The organism is Marinobacter gelidimuriae, from assembly GCF_000372805.1.
GTDB classification, from domain to species: Bacteria; Pseudomonadota; Gammaproteobacteria; order Pseudomonadales; family Oleiphilaceae; genus Marinobacter; species Marinobacter gelidimuriae.
This window is the reverse complement of the sequence record NZ_KB889873.1, coordinates 28,768-46,650: the sequence shown is the minus strand read 5'-3', so window position 1 is coordinate 46,650 and position 17,883 is coordinate 28,768. Positions and strand designations below refer to the sequence as shown.

Annotated in this window: 17 protein-coding genes and 2 tRNA genes; 10 read left to right on the top strand and 9 right to left on the bottom strand. The window is 55.2% G+C overall.

Translation table 11 applies throughout. From position 1 onward, the window contains the following. Window positions 1-118 precede the first annotated feature (118 nt). From A3OI_RS0105865 to A3OI_RS0105850, 3 genes are all read left to right on the top strand, one after another. Window positions 119-484, top strand: coding sequence for an RpnC/YadD family protein (locus A3OI_RS0105865; protein ID WP_018403378.1), 366 nt, complete (start codon window positions 119-121; stop codon window positions 482-484). 494 nt (window positions 485-978) lie between these two features. Beyond that, complete coding sequence (locus A3OI_RS19475; protein WP_018403376.1) at window positions 979-1,203, top strand: hypothetical protein; 225 nt, start codon at window positions 979-981, stop codon at window positions 1,201-1,203. Further along, the gene (locus A3OI_RS0105850; protein ID WP_018403375.1) at window positions 1,193-1,573 is read left to right on the top strand and encodes a type II toxin-antitoxin system VapC family toxin; all 381 of its coding nucleotides are present in this window, start codon (window positions 1,193-1,195) and stop codon (window positions 1,571-1,573) included. Before A3OI_RS19475 ends, A3OI_RS0105850 begins: the two co-directional genes overlap by 11 nt. A 58-nt stretch (window positions 1,574-1,631) precedes the next feature. Here the strand turns inward: A3OI_RS0105850 and A3OI_RS0105845 are convergent, their stop codons facing one another. Both A3OI_RS0105845 and A3OI_RS0105840 read right to left on the bottom strand, forming a co-directional pair. After that, entirely contained in the window at window positions 1,632-2,825 is a 1,194-nt protein-coding gene (locus A3OI_RS0105845; RefSeq protein WP_018403374.1) for a trans-sulfuration enzyme family protein, read from the bottom strand. A gap of 131 nt (window positions 2,826-2,956) precedes the next feature. Next, window positions 2,957-3,955: a zinc ABC transporter substrate-binding protein gene (locus tag A3OI_RS0105840; protein WP_018403373.1), complete on the bottom strand. Its 999-nt coding sequence runs from the start codon at window positions 3,953-3,955 to the stop codon at window positions 2,957-2,959. A gap of 204 nt (window positions 3,956-4,159) precedes the next feature. Here A3OI_RS0105840 and gltX point away from each other — a divergent pair, with 204 nt between their 5' ends. The 3 genes from gltX to A3OI_RS0105825 all read left to right on the top strand — a co-directional run bounded on the left by gltX (window position 4,160) and on the right by A3OI_RS0105825 (window position 5,953). Then, on the top strand, window positions 4,160-5,647 hold the full coding sequence (gene gltX, locus A3OI_RS0105835) for a glutamate--tRNA ligase (protein WP_018403372.1): 1,488 nt from the start codon (window positions 4,160-4,162) through the stop codon (window positions 5,645-5,647). Window positions 5,648-5,790: 143 nt separating this feature from the next. Then, window positions 5,791-5,866 (top strand) — tRNA-Ala (locus A3OI_RS0105830). An 11-nt stretch (window positions 5,867-5,877) separates the two neighbouring features. After that, window positions 5,878-5,953 (top strand) — tRNA-Glu (locus A3OI_RS0105825). A gap of 164 nt (window positions 5,954-6,117) precedes the next feature. Here A3OI_RS0105825 and A3OI_RS0105820 read toward each other — a convergent pair. Both A3OI_RS0105820 and A3OI_RS19470 read right to left on the bottom strand, forming a co-directional pair. After that, on the bottom strand, window positions 6,118-6,969 hold the full coding sequence (locus A3OI_RS0105820; RefSeq protein WP_018403371.1) for a 6-carboxytetrahydropterin synthase: 852 nt from the start codon (window positions 6,967-6,969) through the stop codon (window positions 6,118-6,120). Further along, a complete protein-coding gene (locus tag A3OI_RS19470; RefSeq protein WP_228702906.1) occupies window positions 6,966-7,568 on the bottom strand; it encodes a hypothetical protein in 603 nt (200 codons plus the stop codon). Before A3OI_RS19470 ends, A3OI_RS0105820 begins: the two co-directional genes overlap by 4 nt. A 226-nt stretch (window positions 7,569-7,794) precedes the next feature. On the opposite strand from A3OI_RS19470, the gene A3OI_RS0105810 reads away from it, so the two are divergent. Then, window positions 7,795-10,719, top strand: a complete 2,925-nt coding sequence (locus A3OI_RS0105810) for an insulinase family protein (RefSeq protein ID WP_018403369.1) — start codon at window positions 7,795-7,797, stop codon at window positions 10,717-10,719. A gap of 30 nt (window positions 10,720-10,749) precedes the next feature. On the opposite strand, the gene ppsR is transcribed toward A3OI_RS0105810, so the two are convergent. Continuing rightward, on the bottom strand, window positions 10,750-11,565 hold the full coding sequence (gene ppsR / locus A3OI_RS0105805) for a posphoenolpyruvate synthetase regulatory kinase/phosphorylase PpsR (RefSeq protein WP_018403368.1): 816 nt from the start codon (window positions 11,563-11,565) through the stop codon (window positions 10,750-10,752). 148 nt (window positions 11,566-11,713) lie between these two features. On the opposite strand from ppsR, the gene ppsA reads away from it, so the two are divergent. After that, window positions 11,714-14,086, top strand: coding sequence for a phosphoenolpyruvate synthase (ppsA, locus tag A3OI_RS0105800; RefSeq protein WP_018403367.1), 2,373 nt, complete (start codon window positions 11,714-11,716; stop codon window positions 14,084-14,086). Window positions 14,087-14,244: 158 nt separating this feature from the next. After that, entirely contained in the window at window positions 14,245-14,763 is a 519-nt protein-coding gene (gene rraA / locus A3OI_RS0105795) for a ribonuclease E activity regulator RraA (RefSeq protein WP_018403366.1), read from the top strand. Window positions 14,764-14,856: 93 nt separating this feature from the next. Here the strand turns inward: rraA and A3OI_RS19465 are convergent, their stop codons facing one another. The 3 genes from A3OI_RS19465 to A3OI_RS0105780 all read right to left on the bottom strand — a co-directional run bounded on the left by A3OI_RS19465 (window position 14,857) and on the right by A3OI_RS0105780 (window position 16,238). Further along, window positions 14,857-15,123 carry a PilZ domain-containing protein gene (locus A3OI_RS19465; RefSeq protein ID WP_228702905.1) on the bottom strand — a complete coding sequence of 89 codons (267 nt, stop codon included), beginning with the start codon at window positions 15,121-15,123 and terminating at the stop codon, window positions 14,857-14,859. Between the two features lie 5 nt (window positions 15,124-15,128). After that, a complete protein-coding gene (locus A3OI_RS0105785; protein ID WP_018403365.1) occupies window positions 15,129-15,800 on the bottom strand; it encodes a TIGR04211 family SH3 domain-containing protein in 672 nt (223 codons plus the stop codon). Between the two features lie 138 nt (window positions 15,801-15,938). Next, window positions 15,939-16,238 (bottom strand): YciI family protein, encoded by a 300-nt coding sequence (locus A3OI_RS0105780; protein ID WP_018403364.1) that lies wholly within the window; start codon window positions 16,236-16,238, stop codon window positions 15,939-15,941. 130 nt (window positions 16,239-16,368) lie between these two features. Here A3OI_RS0105780 and A3OI_RS0105775 point away from each other — a divergent pair, with 130 nt between their 5' ends. Further along, window positions 16,369-17,280, top strand: a complete 912-nt coding sequence (locus tag A3OI_RS0105775) for a PHP domain-containing protein (RefSeq protein ID WP_177313686.1) — start codon at window positions 16,369-16,371, stop codon at window positions 17,278-17,280. Between the two features lie 60 nt (window positions 17,281-17,340). Here the strand turns inward: A3OI_RS0105775 and A3OI_RS0105770 are convergent, their stop codons facing one another. After that, entirely contained in the window at window positions 17,341-17,883 is a 543-nt protein-coding gene (locus tag A3OI_RS0105770; RefSeq protein WP_018403362.1) for a YecA/YgfB family protein, read from the bottom strand.

The following is a 17,883-nucleotide window of genomic DNA, read 5'->3' as shown; positions in this document are numbered from 1 at the left end:
CGCTGTGTGTGCCCTTCAATTATTGCACCAAAAGTGTACATAGTACATTAAATTTATGTGATGTCGATGATAGTAAGTCCTTGCTTGGGGGGGGCCGCAGCAGGCTGTGGATCGGGTTGTGGCNATCATACAGTCGGATCCGAACAAAGATCGTACCGACAGAATTATTACCCGCTGGCTCAAACGCCATTTGCAGCGACTTGGAGCTGAAGTACACCTGGATCAGCTCAACAGTTTGGTGGAGGACAGAGATATGTTGGCAGAAAATTTGGAGAATTTGGTTAAGAAAGAACGGCTTGAGGGCATGCTGGCAGGGCGCCAGGAAGGCCGTCAAGAAGGTCGCCAAGAAGGTGAACACATGAAGGCTGAACAAATCGCCCGTAACCTGATCAACCGCACCGAAATGGATGATCAGATGATTGCAGAGATTGCTGGTTTGACGGTTGATGAAGTTAGTCGGTTAAGGTCAGAGATCAAGCACTGACCGACATTCAATGTGAATTACAAACATGACAAGGGCAGCCAAGGGACGCGACGACGCATGGACAGGCACTCGTTCTTGCTGCGTTCTCGGAAGTCATCTTGGTCGGCAATTTTCATGAATTTATGAATTTTCATGGACAGGCACTCCCCCTTCCCGCACTGGATGGATATCCAGTTTTAAGGTGAAACAGCTTCAACACGCAAGCCAGGCGTTTGATTGTGAGGGTGTGTTGTTGATTCTTAAAACGGCGCCTACGGGTTTTGCGCCTAATGGCGGTGTTGGGGACTTGGTGTGGAATTTGAGTCCGCGGTCTGGGGTGGCTGGGGCGACCGATAAAGCGGGGTCAGCCGGGACAGTGGGTAAAGCCGGGACAGATTTGAAATCTGTCCCGAGGGCGGGAAAGGAGAAACGGGGACAGATTTGAAATCTGTCCCGGAGACAAACGGCTATAACGTGTTACGCTGTTCAAATAATGAACAGCCGGAGGCTGCACCATGTACGCAATAGAATTTGAAGCGGATATTCGAAACGGCACAGTAAAACTACCGGAGAAGTATCGCCTGTTGGACAGCGCTCACGTCAGAGTGGTGCTTACGGTAAACGACGAACGCCTTATGGGTGAGCCCGAGGTAGAGCTGGATTTCAGCAACACAGAGATTAAAGCCTTCTCGGGAAGAGATGCGCTAGAACTTCAAAGGACAATGAGAGATGAGTGGTAAGTACCTGCTAGACACCAACGCCCTCATTTATGCAATCGACCGCAAACTCAAGTTATCCAAAGGGCATTACGCGGTATCAGTGATTACTAAGATGGAGTTGCTCTCCTGGCCTCAGATGTCGCAAGAAGACGAGCAAAAGCTCAGAGCAGCTTTGTCAGTATTGCCTGTGATTGAGCTTAGGCAGTCCGTTCAGGAATCAGCCATCAAAATCCGCAGAGCAACCTCATTAAAACTCCCGGACAGCATTATCTCCGCAACAGCCATGGTTGGGGGATACGTATTGGTGACGAATGACGAAAAGCTCCGAAATCGTCATATTGGCGAGGCAATGGGGTTGGATGCGTTGACTGAAAAGGGGACAGATTTCTAAATCTGTCCCCGGTGTTCGAAAAAAAGGACAGATTTGAAATCCGTCCCCGGGAACACGGTCACTCCGCCAAGCTTGCCAGCGCCTGCTCCAGATCTGCAATCAAATCCCCCGCATCTTCAAGCCCCACTGACAATCGCAGTAGGCCATCGCTGATTCCCCTTTGTGCCCGGTCTTCGGGTGTCAAGCGGTAGTGGCTGGTGGCGATTGGCTGGCTGACGAGGCTTTCTACGCCGCCCAGGCTGGTGGCTAGCAGGAAGACTTGCAGGTGGTCTTCGACACATTCTGCGGCTTTGCCGCCGCCTACGACATCAATACTAAGCATGCCGCCGAAGCCGTGCATTTGTTGTTTGGCGAGTGGGTGGCCGGGGAAATCTGGCAGGCCGGGGTAGAGTACGCGGCTGACTTTCGGGTGTTTTTCCATGGCGATGGCGACGGCCATGGCGTTTTCGTTGTGCTGGCGGACTCGTACATGCAGGGTGCGCAGGCTGCGCGACAGAAGCGCGGCCATTTCCGGTGCCAGTATCTGGCCCAGGCTTTTACGCCAGGCGGCGACGGGTTTGGCGAGTTCTGCGCTGGACATGAAGGCGCCGGCGGTTAAGTCGCTGTGGCCGGCCAGGTATTTTGTGGCGCTGTGCATGACCAGGTCAGCGCCCAGTTCCAGCGGGCGCTGGTTGATGGGGCTGGCGAAGGTGTTGTCGACGGCCAATAAGGTGCCCTTGGCGTGGGCACGGCGGGCCAGGTCGGCGATGTCTAGTATGGCCATGGTTGGGTTGGCCGGGGTTTCGCAGTACACCAGCATGCCGGGTTTGGTCAGATGCTGTTCCAGCTCATCCAGCTGTTGGTTCAGAAGGAAGATAAAGGGAATGCCCAGGGGCTCGAAATGATTCACCAGCAGTTCCTGGGTGCCGCCGTACAGATCGCCCACGCACACTATGCCGTTGCGGCCATGGGCAAACAGGGTGGCGGAAATGGCCGCCATGCCGGAGGCAAACGCCAATCCGGCCTGTGCTGATTCCAGCTGCGCCAGGCCCTGTTCCAGCTCTTTAATGGTGGGGTTGGTGCCCCAGCGGGTGTACAGGTTGCCGTCGTTTTCACCTTTTACCACGGCCAGCTGTTCGGCGGTGGTGTCGAAACGGTAGGTGGTGGTGTTGTATACCGGCGAGTAAGGGCTGCCTTGCTGGTCCCGATGGCGCCGGTTGTGAATGATGCGGGTGGCGGGGTGGTGATTGGGTGATGGGCTGTGCTCGGGCATGGCTGAGGCTCCTTTTTGGGGGAGCAGTTTCTCATAAAGCTTAATGCCGGGACAGATTTCAAATCTGTCCCCAAGGTAGAGCTTAATGCGGGGACGGATTTGAAATCCGTCCCCTGGTTCGTCCTCTTATCCTAGCGGCAGTTCAGCACGGCATCGGCGATGCTTTGTTGGAACTGCTCATAGCCTTCGGGCGTTGCGGGTATGTCTGTGGCCAGTGGGTCCCAGGTGCTGAAGGTGATGTCTAGGCCCTCTGTAATGCTTTTCCACCATTGAGTGTTGAACTGGGGTTCGGTGAGCAGGCAGGCGCTGCCGGCTTGTTTTAGCTGGTTTTGTACTTCGGCGATGTGTTTGGCGCCGGGGCTGAGTGCCGGGTTTAGTGTGAGCACGCCTTGCAGTTGCAGGCCGTAGTGTTCGGCGAAGCGGGTGAAGGCGCTGTGGTAGGAGAACAGTTTCCGGTTTTGCAGCGGTTCGAGTTGCTCGCGGATGCTGGCTTCGCGGGCATTCAGGCGTTGTTCAAACGCTTGCAGGTTTTGCTGGATGACCTGGGCGTTGGTGCTGTCCAGTTTTGACAGTGTTTGTGCAATGGCGCGGGCCATTTCAAGGGCGTGTTGTGGGTCTACCCAAATGTGTGGGTCGTCACCCGTGCCGTGGTCGTGATTGTGTTCATCATCTGTCTGGGCATGCTCGTCACTGTGACCATTGTGTTTTTCTTCGCCAGTTTGGTGTTCGTGATGGTCATTATGCTCACGGCTTTGATCATCGTCGGCGTGGGGGGCTTCTTCACTGTGGTTGTCCGTCTGGCCCATCAACTGATGGGTTCTGCCGCTGAATTCGTTATTGGCCAGTAGGCGGGTAAGAAAGCTTTCCACCTCCGGCCCTACCCAGAAGATGGCATCGGCCTGCTCGAGGGCGCGGCGTTGGGACGGGCGCAGGGTGTAGTTGTGCGGGCTGCCGCCCGGGGCGACGAGGCTGGTAACAGTGACGTCATCGGTGGCTACGGCGCGTACCAGCAGTTCCAGCGGTTTGATGGAGGTGACTATGTTTGTTTCGGCGGCTGCGGGCAGGGCAGCGGCGAGTGTTATCAGGCCGGTCATAAAAGCGGCACGGGGCAGGCGCAGTTGGGTGTTCATGGTTTGGTGTTCCATTCAGATTTGTCAGGGTAGGCGGCGGGTGAGCCGTTGATCGCTTTAAGAATGTTATAATATTACATTAACGAGGTGCGGCGCAAATGCCGACTGAAGCGAAAGCGTTGGTGACAATGCGGTTTGCCGGTTTGGCCGTTATAATGCTCTTATTCCCAGGCTATTCTCGGGAATTTATTTCAGGAATTACCCATGACTTTAGTACGTACCCGAATTGCCCCGTCACCCACTGGCGATCCGCACGTTGGCACCGCTTACGTGGCCCTGTTCAACCTGTGTTTTGCGCGCCAGCACGGTGGCCAGTTTATTTTGCGCATTGAAGACACCGATCAGGCCCGCAGTACACCGGAATCCGAACAGGAAATTTTGACTGCGCTGCGCTGGCTTGGCTTGAACTGGGATGAAGGCCCCGATGTGGGCGGCCCCCACGGCCCTTATCGTCAGTCGGAGCGCAAGGATTCTTACGCCCAGTACGCGGAAGACCTGGTTACGGCCGGCCACGCGTTCTATTGCTTCCGCACGCCGGAAGAGCTGGATGTGATTCGTGAAGAGCGCAAGGCCGCGGGCCTGAATCCGGGTATTAAGGGCAATCTGGAGTTGTCACCGGAAGAGGTGCATCGTCGCCGGGAAGCGGGCGACCCCTATGTGATCCGCATGAAGGTGCCCGACGAAGGCGTGTGCGAAATTGCCGATATGCTGCGCGGTACCATCGAGATTGACTGGGCTCAGGTGGACTGTCAGATTCTATTGAAGTCTGACGGCATGCCCACGTATCACCTGGCGAACGTGGTGGACGACCACCTGATGGAAATCACCCACGTGCTGCGCGGTGAGGAATGGATTAACTCGGCGCCCAAGCACAAGCTGCTTTATGAGTATTTCGGCTGGGACATGCCGGTGCTGTGTCACTTGCCGCTGCTGCGTAACCCGGACAAGAGCAAACTGTCCAAGCGCAAGAATCCTACCAGCATCAATTTCTATGAGCGCATGGGATTTTTGCCGGAAGCGGTGACCAATTACCTGGGCCGCATGGGCTGGTCGATGCCGGATGAGCGCGAGAAGTTCACTCTGGACGAGATGATCAGTGATTTTGATATTCAGCGAGTGTCGCTGGGTGGCCCGGTGTTTGATGTTGAGAAACTGCGCTGGCTGAACGGCCTGTGGCTGCGGGAAGAGCTCAGCGACGAGCAGTTTCTGCAGCGTATGAGTCAGTGGTGGTTCAATCAGAACGATTTGGCTGCGCTGGTGCCGTTTGTGAAGGGCCGCGCCGACGTGTTCTCGGATGTGGCGCCGATGGCCCAGTTCATGTTCAGCGGCATGTTGTCGTTGACGCCAGAGAGCTTCGCCCACAACAAATTGGAAGAAGGGCAGGTGAAGCGGGTACTGCAGTTCACACTGTGGCACCTGGAGGCTCAGCGCCACTGGAGTAAAGACAACATATTTGCCGATGTGAAGTTCCTGGCCAAGGCGATGGACCTGAAAATGGGCGATTTCATGTTCGCTGTGTTCGTGGCGATTGCCGGTACGCCGAATTCCTGGTCGGTGATGGACTCTATGGAACAGTTGGGGCCAGACATGACCCGTGCGCGTTTGCGCCATGCGTTGGAAATTTTGGGTGGTTTTTCCAAGAAGGAAACCAAAAAGGTAGAGAAAGAATACGCTGCGTTGATTGCTGAATAATCAATCTGTTCAATCGGTAAGCGCTATTTGTTTAATTATTAAACGCGAGCGGCAGAGATGCCGGCGGTTTTCGACACACCTGAAAAAAGTGACAGAAAAGGGTTGACGGCTCAGGGGTCGATCCTTAATATACGCATCCGTTGGGGGCCATAGCTCAGCTGGGAGAGCGCAACACTGGCAGTGTTGAGGTCGACGGTTCGATCCCGTCTGGCTCCACCAATTTTTTTCTAGTCCCCTTCGTCTAGCGGCCTAGGACTCCGCCCTTTCACGGCGGCAACAGGGGTTCGAACCCCCTAGGGGACGCCAATACGGCTTGCAGGTTTAGTCCACCGGCAAGCCATCAAAAAACCACCTTTGGGTGGTTTTTTTGTGCCTGTAATATAGGTTCAAGCTTGAAGGGGACAGATTTAAAATCTGTCCCCAGGCTTCTATCTAAAAGGGGACGGATTTTAAATCTGTCCCCGTCTGGCTCATCGCGACGCCATGCCCCCTTTTCCAACACCCTCGTACGCCTTCACCCGAATCGAATCTTCAGGAAACTCCTGCTTCAGCTGATCGGCGATGTGCCCGGCGATCAGTTCCACCGTGGTGTCTGTGTCCATCATGTACACGCGGCTGGCGGGTAGGGTCAGGGCGAATTCGCCCTGGTTGGCTTCGTATTCGAAGTGGATGTATTCGGCGCCATTGTCGTCCACAAAGCGGCGGCTGATGTCTTCTTCGGTGCCTACGTAGATGTCTTTCCACAGTTCTGCCCAGAGCGCTTCCAGGGCGGTGTCGCGCTGTTCGTTGCGGTGGATGCAAATGGGTGAGCGATGGCCGTGGGCGATGCGCTGGCAGTTGCCCAGGTGCTTTTTCAGGCCGTGCACATAGTGGTAGTAAGGCCCTTCAAGCACTTCTTCGCGCAGGTGTACGTCTACGGATATCACGTTGTTTGGCAGTACGGCTTTCAGTTCGTGTTCAAGCAGGGTCGCAACAGCCGCTTTGGTGACAGTATCGCCGGCCAGCCAAAGCACGGCTTCATCCGGGCCGGTGTGGGCGATCTGTTCGCCGTTGGTAAGCGGCCACACAAAGTGCTGGGGTGTTTGGTCATTTCGCAACAACCCCGGGTGGCCTTTTGGTACTACCAGGCGGTGGTCTACCTGGGCGTCGATCACCTGCTTGATCACACGTTTGACGTGTGAAAAATCGAACACCATGCCCTGTTCGTCCAGCTCGCCGCCCAGAACAATGTCGGCAATCCAGCTTTCACCCACTAAGCCGCGGGTAGCGCTCAGGTAGGCGAAGTCGATGACGGTGAGGTTGTCTACAAACAGGTGATTCATGGAGCTTCCGCAGTGTTAGATGTAGTGTTAGAAAATGTGATGGGCGATGTAATGGGTGACGCGCTGGTTGACGCCCTAGTTGGAGAGCTCGGCGTGCTGTTTTGGTGCTCCCAGGCGCGCATGTATACGTCGGCTTCGTATTCATAGGGCGAGCGGAAGGGCGACAGTACAAAATCAAAGATCAGAAAAAAGCCTCCGATAGACGCCCAGGCGATCACCAGGGTGCTGAGGGTGTTGGCCTGCAGTTCCGGATTACTGTTGGTGAAGTCCTGCAGCAGCGCAATCATATCATTGGCCAGCACAACCGGATTAAATTGGGCCAGCACCAGCGGAATCCAGAAGGCGAAAAACACCGGAAAAAATCCGAATGACCACAATATCCGCCGCAACAGATAAACCCCCATGGCTCGCCAGTAGTGATGGCGCACAGCCGGCGTTTTGCGGATGCTTTTCAGGTAGCGCCTGCGTTCATCCCAGTAAGCGGCCACTTCACGGGCCGGAACCGGGTCGCCAGGCGCCTGGCTGGTGCTCAATGCCGGGGACGGTTTTGGTGCTTGTGAGTCTGCGGGGTTGCCGGGGGTATTTTCTATTGTGCTCATAGTGATAGCAATAACCTTGTTGCACCGGGTGTGCTGCATGATAACGGATAACCCGTGTTACCCTGTACCTTTGCGCTTCTTACATCGTATCTGTTTATAGCGTATCACCTTGCAACAGTGCCAGCGTGTAACGATTTTACCGCGTAACCCATAATTGGTTCACTCTCGGTTTAACTCTCGATTCATCTCTCGATTCGTTTCTCGAGTCAACAACAGGACAGTTTGAATGGCTGCAACATCTGACAACGCAATGCACCCGGCGTTTGAAAAAATCCGTTCCCACCACATCGGCACCCTGAATCTGGATGTTGAAGAATACCGCCATATAAAGACGGGCGCGCGCCACTTGCACATGGCCGCAGACAACGACGAAAACGTGTTCTTTGTGGCCTTGCGTACGTTTCCGATGGACTCATCCGGCGTGGCTCACATTCTGGAGCATACCGCATTGTGCGGCAGCGAGCGTTATCCGGTACGCGATCCGTTCTTTATGATGATTCGCCGTTCGCTGAATACCTTTATGAACGCGTTCACCAGCAGTGACTGGACCGCCTACCCGTTCGCCAGCATGAACCGCAAAGATTTTGACAACCTGCTGGACGTGTATCTGGATTCGGTGTTTTTCTCCAAGCTGGACAAACTGGATTTTGCCCAGGAAGGCCACCGCCTTGAGTTCGACAAGCCGGAAGATCCGACCAGCGATTTGGTATACCGCGGTGTGGTTTACAACGAGATGAAGGGCGCTATGAGTTCGGCCACGTCTCAGCTATGGCAGAACCTGTCCAGCCATCTGTTTCCCACCACCACCTACCATTACAACAGCGGTGGCGAGCCGGATCACATTACCGATTTGTCTTATGACGACCTGCTGGCGTTCTACAAACACCATTACCACCCCAGTAATGCGATTTTTGCGACCTACGGTAATATTCCGGCCCATGAGCATCAGGAGCGTTTCGAAGAATTGGTGCTCAAGCGTTTCGACAAACTGGATGTAAAACTACCGGTGTACGATGAAAAGCGGATGTTTGCGCCGTTGCGGGTAGAACAGGCTTATGCCGTGAATGAAGGCGAGCCGACGGAAGCCAAAACCCACATTGTGATGGGCTGGTTGCTGGGCCACAGTTTTGATCTGGAAGAAAACCTGGAGGGCCAGTTGTTGTCTTCGGTGCTGCTGGATAACAGCGCGTCACCGCTGATGCGCGCTTTGGAAACCACCGAGCTGGGCCAGGCGCCTTCGCCTTTGTGCGGGCTGGAAGATTCCAACCGTGAAATGACGTTCGTGTGCGGTATAGAAGGCAGCGAGCCGGAGCAGCAACAGGCGCTTGAAGAGCTGATTGAAGACACCTTGAAGAAGGTTGTTGAAGACGGCGTTAGCAGTGAACGATTGGAAGCGATTTTGCACCAGTTGGAATTGCACCAGCGCGAAATTTCCGGTGACGGTTTCCCCTACGGTTTGCAGTTGATTATGTCCGCCATTTCGCCAATGGTGCACGGCGGTGACCCGGTGGATCTGCTGGATCTGGAGCCGGTTCTGGCTCGTCTGCGGGAGAAAATTCAGGACCCGCAGTTTGTGCCGAATCTGATTCGCCGCAAGTTGTTGGATAACCCTCACCGGGTAACCCTAACCCTGCGCCCGGACGACAAGCTGGAAGGCCTGCGTACCGAGTCTATCCGTGCTTCCCTGGCGCAGCGCAAAGCCAAGCTGAGCGACGAAGAAGCCGCACAGATCGTTGAGCGCGCCCAGGCCCTGGAAGATCGTCAAACCCGCAAAGACGACGATTCTATTCTGCCGAAGGTGGATTTGACCGATGTGCCCTTACAGATGCCAGAGCCGGAAGGCCGTTTTGATGGCGACTTGTCGGCCACGGTTTATGCCCGCGGTACCAACGGTTTGGTTTATCAGCAGGTAGTGTTGCCATTGCCTTCGTTGAATGAAGAAGAGTTGGCGCTGATGCCTTACTACACCACACTGATTTCAGAGGTGGGTTGTGGCGAGTTGGATTACTTGCAAATGCAAGATCGCATTTCCGCGGAGACCGGCGGCATTTCGGCCGGTTTTGTCAGCAAGGGCAAGATTGACAACGTGCAGGATATGTCCGGTTATCTGGTGTTCAGCGGCAAGGCCCTAGCACGCAACAGTGACGCCTTGGCCCGTTTGCTGAAAGACGTTTACAGCAACGCCCGTTTTGACGAAACCGGCCGCATTGCGGAAATTATTGCCCAGATTCGCGCCCGCCGTGAACAAGCCGTTACTGGCAGTGGCCATGCGTTGGCCATGAGCGCCGCGGCCCAGGGCATGAGCCCGGGCGCCTGGTTGAGTTTCCGCCTGGGCGGGCTGGAAGCCATTCGCCGCACCAAATCATTGGATAAATCCCTGAAAGAGCCGTCCGAGCTGAAGGCGTTCTGCCAAAAGCTGGCGGATTTGCATCAGAAGGTTGGCAAGCAAGGCCGCCAGTTCCTGTTGATTGGTGAAGACGAGCAACTGCAGCCGATGCTGGACGATGTGAAAGGCCTGTGGCAAAACGCGGAGTCTGCGCCAGACAGCGCGTGGCGCATGACGCCCGTGAATTACACCACCCATGAAGCCTGGCTGACTTCAACCCAGGTTAACTTCTGCGCGAAAGCCTATCCCACGGTGGCGGTTGATCACCCGGATGCGGCCGCGTTGACGGTGCTGGGCGGATTCTTGCGTAACGGTTATTTGCACCGTGCCATCCGCGAGAAAGGCGGTGCTTATGGCGGCGGTGCAGCGCAGGACAGCGTGAACGGCACGTTCAAGTTCTTCTCTTACCGCGACCCGCGCCTGGCAGATACCCTGGCGGATTTTGACAAAGCTCTGGAGTGGTTGGTGGAAGCTGATCACAGCCATCAAGATTTGGAAGAGTCTATTCTGGGCGTGATCGGCCAGCTGGACAAACCCCATTCACCGGCCGGCGCAGCGCGCCATGCGTTTCACAGTGCATTGTTTGGCCGCAGCGCCGAGCAGCGTGGGCGTTTCCGCGAGCGGGTTCTTGCTACCACGATTGACGACCTGAAGCGGGTGGCTGCGGATTGGCTGGCGCCAGAAAAAGCCAGCACTGCGGTGGTCACCAGCGCCGACAATCGCGCGCTGGTGGAGCAGTTGGGCCTGGGTATTCAGGAGCTGTAAGGCGGGCTTTAGCAAAGAAGCAACCCGGGCTCAGCGATTTCGTTTGAGCCCGGTGGCTACCATAATGCGGGTCGATATTTCTTCCACCGAGTAAGCCGTGGTGTTCATGAATGGCACGCGCTCGCGGCGGTATATCAGTTCTATTTCCTCAATTTCATGCATGCATTGGCTGATGGACGCGTAGCGGGAGTTTGGTTTGCGTTCGTTGCGAATGGTGGCCAGCCGTTCCGGCTCGATGGTCAGGCCGAACACTTTCTGTTTGTGGGCCCGCAGTGCTTTTGGTAGCTGCTGGTCTGTCAGGTCTTCTTCGGTGATCGGGTAATTGGCCGCTTTCACGCCGTATTGCAGAGCCAGATACAAACAGGTGGGTGTTTTGCCGCTGCGCGATGCGCCCACCAGAATCAGATCGGCTTCGTCGTAATGGCGAATGCGCGCGCCGTCGTCGTTATCCAGTGCAAAGTTCACTGCGTTTATACGGCGTTCGTAATTGTCGCCGTTCACAATGGAGTGTGATTTGCCCACGGTGTAGGACGATGCGGATTGCAGTTCCTGTTCCAGCGGGTTTAAAAACGTTCCGAATATATCCACCATAAAGCCGTTTGCGGTAGACACAATTCTGCGGATATCGCTGTTTACAATGGTGTCGAATACCAGGGGACGGGCATCGTCGTTTTCAGCGGCCAGGTTGATGCGCTCTACAATTTCGTGGGCTTTGTTCTCGTCATCAATGTAAGGAACGGTGATGCGTTCAAAGTCGATTTTCTCGAACTGAGCCAGCAGCGCGTGTCCTAGCCCTTCGGCAGTCAGGCCTGTTCCGTCTGACAGAAAGAATGCGGTGCGTTTCATGTTGGAGCGGTTCCCTAGGTAATTGTCACAATTTCCAGTATTATACATTCCAAATTCAACGCACCAAATTAAACGCACCACATTGTACGCTCCAAATTCGACACCCCACATTCGACACTCCGCAAAACCGACTCAAGGGAGATGCATTTTGCACGATTACATCATTTGGTTTGAACACCTGGGAATGTCTGATGTGGACCGGGTAGGCGGAAAGAACGCTTCCCTCGGTGAAATGATCAGTAATCTCGCCAATGCGGGCGTGACTGTGCCGGGCGGGTTCGCGACGACCTCTCATGCCTATCGTGAGTTTCTGGCGACCAATGGCCTGAAAGACAAAATTGATGAAACCCTGGACGCGCTGGACGTTAACGACGTTAACGAACTGGCCCGCGTTGGCGCGAAGATCCGCCAATGGGTGATTGATACGCCCTTCCCCGCAGTGCTGGATAACGCTCTGGCAGAAGCCTATGCCCAGCTACAGAACGGCAACCCTAAAATGGCGGTGGCGGTGCGCTCCTCCGCCACCGCGGAAGACCTGCCAGACGCCTCTTTTGCGGGCCAGCAGGAAACCTTCCTGAACGTGGTGGGTCTGGACAAGATTCGCACGTCGGTGAAAGAAGTGTTTGCCTCTTTGTTTAACGACCGCGCGATTTCCTACCGTGTTCACCATGGCTTCGACCACAAACTGGTTGCCCTGTCGGCAGGCATCCAGAAAATGGTGCGCAGTGAGACCGCCTCCAGCGGCGTTATGTTTACTCTGGACACCGAATCCGGTTTCCGCGGTGTGGTGTTTGTCACCGGCTCTTATGGGCTGGGCGAAACCGTGGTGCAGGGCGCAGTGAACCCTGACGAATTTTACGTGCACAAGTCCACGCTGACCGCTGGCCGCCCTGCGGTGCTACGCCGCAACCTGGGCAGCAAAGCCATCAAAATGATTTATCACACAAACCCGACCGAGGGTGAGTTTGTGGAAACCGTGAAGGTGGATGCCGCCGAACGTGGCCGCTTCTGCATTACCGATGCGGAAGTGGAAGAGCTGGCCAAGCAGGCGATGATTATTGAAAAGCACTACCAGCGTCCGATGGACATCGAATGGGCCAAAGACGGCGATGATGGCCGTATTTACGTTGTTCAAGCGCGTCCTGAAACCGTAAAAAGCCGTGCTTCTGCCAACGTGATGGAGCGCTACTTGCTGAAAGAGACCGGCAAGGTGCTGGTGGAAGGCCGCAGCATTGGCCACAAGATTGGTGCCGGCCCGGTGAAAATCATCACCAGCATCAATGAAATGGACAAGGTGCAAGACGGCGATGTGCTGGTTACCGACATGACCGACCCGGACTGGGAACCGGTGATGAAGCGCGCCTCCGCCATCGTTACCGACCGTGGCGGCCGTACCTGCCACGCGGCCATTATTGCCCGTGAACTGGGTATTCCTGCGGTGGTTGGCTGTGGCGATGCCACCGAATTGCTGAACAACGGCCAGGAAGTGACGGTTTCTTGCGCTGAAGGTGATACCGGGTTTATTTATGAGGGCGCGCTGGACTTTGAACTGCGCGAAAACACCATAGAATCCATGCCCAATATTCCGTTCAAGATTATGATGAACGTGGGCAACCCGGACCGCGCCTTTGATTTCCAGGCGCTGCCAAACGAAGGCGTTGGCCTGGCCCGTCTGGAATTTATCATCAACCGGATGATTGGTGTTCACCCCAAAGCGCTGTTGAACTACGACACTCTGCCGCGGGATATTCAGCAGACGGTCGATAAACGTATTTCCGGGTACTCCTCGCCGGTGGACTTTTATGTTGACAAGCTGGTGGAGGGTATTTCGACCCTGGCAGGGGCGTTCGCACCCAAGAAAGTGATTGTGCGTATGTCAGACTTTAAGTCTAACGAGTACGCCAACCTGATTGGCGGCGCGCTTTACGAGCCGGATGAAGAAAACCCGATGTTGGGGTTCCGCGGTGCATCGCGCTACATCTCTGAAACCTTCCGCGACTGTTTCGAGCTGGAATGCCGTGCCATGAAGCGGGTACGTAACGAGATGGGCTTCACCAACGTAGAGGTGATGATTCCGTTTGTACGCACCGTAGGCGAAGCGGCTCAGGTTATGGATTTGCTGGCGGAGAACGGTCTGAAGCGGGGCGAGAATGGCCTGCGTGTGATCATGATGTGCGAGCTGCCCAGTAACGCTCTGCTGGCGGATCAGTTCCTGGAACACTTCGACGGCTTTTCTATCGGCTCTAACGATCTTACCCAGCTTACTTTGGGCCTGGACCGGGATTCCGGCATTATTGCCCACTTGTTTGACGAGCGTAACGACGCGGTAAAAGTGCTCTTGTCGAGCGCCATTCAGGCCTGCCGTAAGGCCGGTAAGTATATTGGTATTTGTGGTCAGGGCCCGTCTGACCATCCGGACCTGGCCAAGTGGCTGATGGAGCAGGGTATTGACAGTGTGTCTTTGAACCCGGATTCGGTGCTGGATACCTGGTTTTTCCTGGCAGATCAGAAGCCAGACTGATGAGTAGACGCCGCCTGCATCGCATTCATTGCACCCGCAATCGATGCAGGCGGCGTGTCTGGTTCTATCACGATACGGTGGAACCTAAACCACCGACCGGGGACGGATTTCAAATCCGTCCCCTATTTCCCGGTGCTGATAAAAGGAGTGATTACACTGTGTCCGAGAAGAACGTGTCTGATGCTGACGGCCTGACGGTAAGAACGGTTATAACCCCCGATCTGTGCGACGAATTTCCTGAAGTACAGGTTGTTGAACCGGGGTTTCGCAATTTTGGCGCCATCGACAACTTTGGCGGCGAGATTGTGACCGTTAAGTGTTTTGAAGATAACTCGGTGGTGAAGCAGCAGGTTGGCTTGCCGGGCCTTGGCCGGGTAATGGTCGTCGACGGCGGTGGGTCAAAGCGCAACGCGCTGCTGGGGGATATGCTGGCGGAAAAAGCGGCCAGTAACGGTTGGGCGGGGCTGATTATTTATGGCTGTGTCCGTGACGCCGACGTGATCGCCAAAACCGCTCTTGGCGTGCAAGCGCTGGGAACCCACCCGCGCAAAACTGAAAAGCGTGATGTTGGCGATCTGAACATTGCCGTAACCTTTGGTGGCGTTACCTTCCACCCGGGGCATTTTGTGTACGCTGATAACAACGGCATTATTGTGTCGGAGAAAGCGCTGCTCTGATTGGCAAACTACGAATCGGGGACAGATTTGAAATCTGTCCCCTATCTTTTGATTCCTTACCTCGCTAGTCAGTCACTTCAGCAATATTCACACCTAACAAAAAACCATCACCTTCGGGCTCGCAGCGCAGCGCAGCACCTCGCACAGGGTTTCCAATGGCGGAAACTTGTCGCTGGTGGAATGCAGGGTGGTGCTCAGCTCAGAGCCTACAGCCATCCTCTGAGCGACCAGAATCTGCATTCCCGAAGCGCTCAGATCACGGCACACGCCGGCAAAGGTATTACCGTTACTGTCTATAATTTCAATATCCGTGTTCACCTGCATTCGATGAAAATCACGCTTTTCTGAATATTCCCTCATAGCAGTCAGGCCCAATTGTCGCTTTTACGGGTGGGTTTTAGCATCGGTATCAGCAGTGCCAACAACACACCGCCTAGCACCAAGCCGGCGCCGAGCAGCATAAAATCTGATTCTTTACCGGCTGCCATGCGCTCGTTTTCAGCTGTCAGTACTTCCAGCTCATTACGGATTTTTTGATTTTCTTCCAGCAACTCGCCATTGCGGCGCTCAAGATTAATCGAGTTGGCGGCGATATTCTTGATACGTTTGAGTTCAGCCATAAGTTCGGACGAACGATCAGCCAGGCTGCTTTCAGAATTTTGCAGACTGTCGCGTTCACCGGTTATGTTTGCCAGTAGGTCCTGCATCTGGCGTACTTCCGCCTGTGCGGTTTCCAGATCCTGACGCGCCTGTTTGAGCTGTGTTGCGGCAATCGGTGTCGAGCTCAGGTACTGGCTGGATACCCAGCCCTCGGTGCCTTTGGTGGTGCGTACTTTGCTGTAGCCATCCTGGTCGGATTCCAACAGCTCCATAGCGGTGCCACTGGGAACGGCGTTCTCAATGATCCGGAACTGGCTGCCTGCGCCAGAGCGCACCGGCAGGTAGATTTTGTCGTCTACCCACACCGTTCTGGCCTGGGCCGCGGCAATGGACGAGAACACAAAAACGAGGACAACAAGCAGACGAAAAGGGGTCACTGGGCGGGGTTCCTGAAAGTTTCTGTTTGAACAAAAAATGGATAAGAACGTAATTTTGGCACACTGACTTTATCGATCAAGCGTGTATTCATTACCAAACGCTCATGGCGACTTTTATCCGATATTTATTGCAGAGCACTAGGGCAATACCCGTTTGAACGGTTTGACCTTTACCTGCTGGTAAACCCCGGCGCTGACGTAAGGGTCTGCGTCTGCCCAGCTTTGCGCTTGTTCAAGTGATTCAAACTCGGCTATTACCAAGCTGCCACTGAAGCCGGCATCGCCTGGGTCATTGGTGTCTATGGCCGGGTGTGGGCCAGCGACCAATAAGCGGCCTTCATTGGCCAGTGCCTGCAAACGCTCCAGGTGAGCCGGGCGGGCGCTTTGGCGAAGTGCCAGGCTGTTATTGATGTCTTCACTGATAATAGAGTAGTACATAAAGGGGCGCTCTTCGTTTAGGTTCGGCGTTTAGGTTCGGCGTTCAGATTCGGTGTTTAAGCTCGGTCGTATCGGTGATGGCTGTTATAGTGGGTCGCTTTTCGTTTTTTACCCTTCCCCGTAATCAGGAATGCTTGTGACCATTATGCAGCAACAGCCAACTCAGCAGCATGACGCGACTATACCGCAACAATCACCGTTGTGCATTGACCTGCATTGCCACAGTACTGCCTCAGACGGCGCTCTAAGCCCCGCTGATTTGCTGGCCCGGGCGCATGAGAAGGGCGTTAGCCATCTGGCATTAACCGATCACGATACCCTTAACGGCTTGAGGTCGGCGCGCCTTGCCGCTCAGGATTACACTATTGAGCTGATTTCCGGCGTTGAACTGTCTTGCGCCTGGAGAAACCATACCATTCATATTGTAGGCCTGGACTTTGCCGAAGATGATCCGCAGTTTCTGGCGCGATTGCAGCAGCAGAATGCCAATCGCCACGCCCGTGCCGGCGTGATTGTAGAGCGTCTGGCCAGGTTGAAGGTTGATGATCTGCTAGAGCACGCGACCAAACACGCCGATGGCGATGTGCCAGGGCGCCCACATTTTGCCCAGGCGTTAGTGGATGCAGGTGTGGTAAAGAACATTGCACAGGCTTTCAAGCGTCACCTGGGCGCAGGCAAGCCGGGAGATGTAAAGGCGTATTGGCCGGAGTTGGCAGAAGTGGTGCGCTGGGTAAACGACGCTGGCGGTATAGCGGTGCTGGCGCACCCGCGTAAGTACGACTTGAGCGCGACCAAACTGCGGGCCCTGGTGGCGGATTTCCGGCGTGCCGGTGGCCAGGGAATGGAAGCTTGCAGTCCGGGCCTGACATCTTCAGACATCCGTTTTTTGGTGCAGCTATGCCAGAACGAGGGTTTGTGGGCATCCCAAGGCAGTGATTTTCATACGCCGAAAGCGCCTTGGGCAGAGTTGGGGCGGATACAAAAAATGCCAGAGGGGCTTTCACCCGTCTGGCATCATTTCAAGCAACCCATCGCGCTTTAATTCTGCTGCCCCGCTTTTTATAAGCGTGGGCGCGCTAACGCAATAGCTTAACGCGCCAAATCAGTCCGGCGCGTGGAACAGCAAGTACAGGTCGGTGAGCGAATCGGGGATCGCTTCTGCCATCTGTGTCGACAGGGTTTCGCTGTCGCGCACGTTCTGGAAGTCTTCATCTTCGAATAAGCCTGACAGCGCCAGCATGGGCAGAATCAAATCGCCCACTTCTTCTTCGCTGGCGGCTTCCATCCAGGCGTCTTCCCGTTCCATAAAGGTTTCGATGAACCCGGCGCACCAGTTTTCCAGTGCGTTCATGGGGTCATCGTCTTCGGGCTCGGGCAGCTCCAGGGCCAGGCCCATATCCAGCGCGTTGGCCATGGCACCGCTCAGTTGCTGCACACAGCGACTGAACACGTCTGGCACCTTGCCGCCAGGAAGGGCGTCAACGCCTGTGGCCAGCAGAAACAACTCGTCTACCGAGAAGTCTACCGGTCCTACAACGCTGGCACACACCAAACCGTGGAAGCCGAAGAAGTCTACTGCGTCTTCACCCCAGGGCTCTGCAAACAGAATTTCTTCCAGGGCTTCAATGCCAGCGTCGTTCAGCAT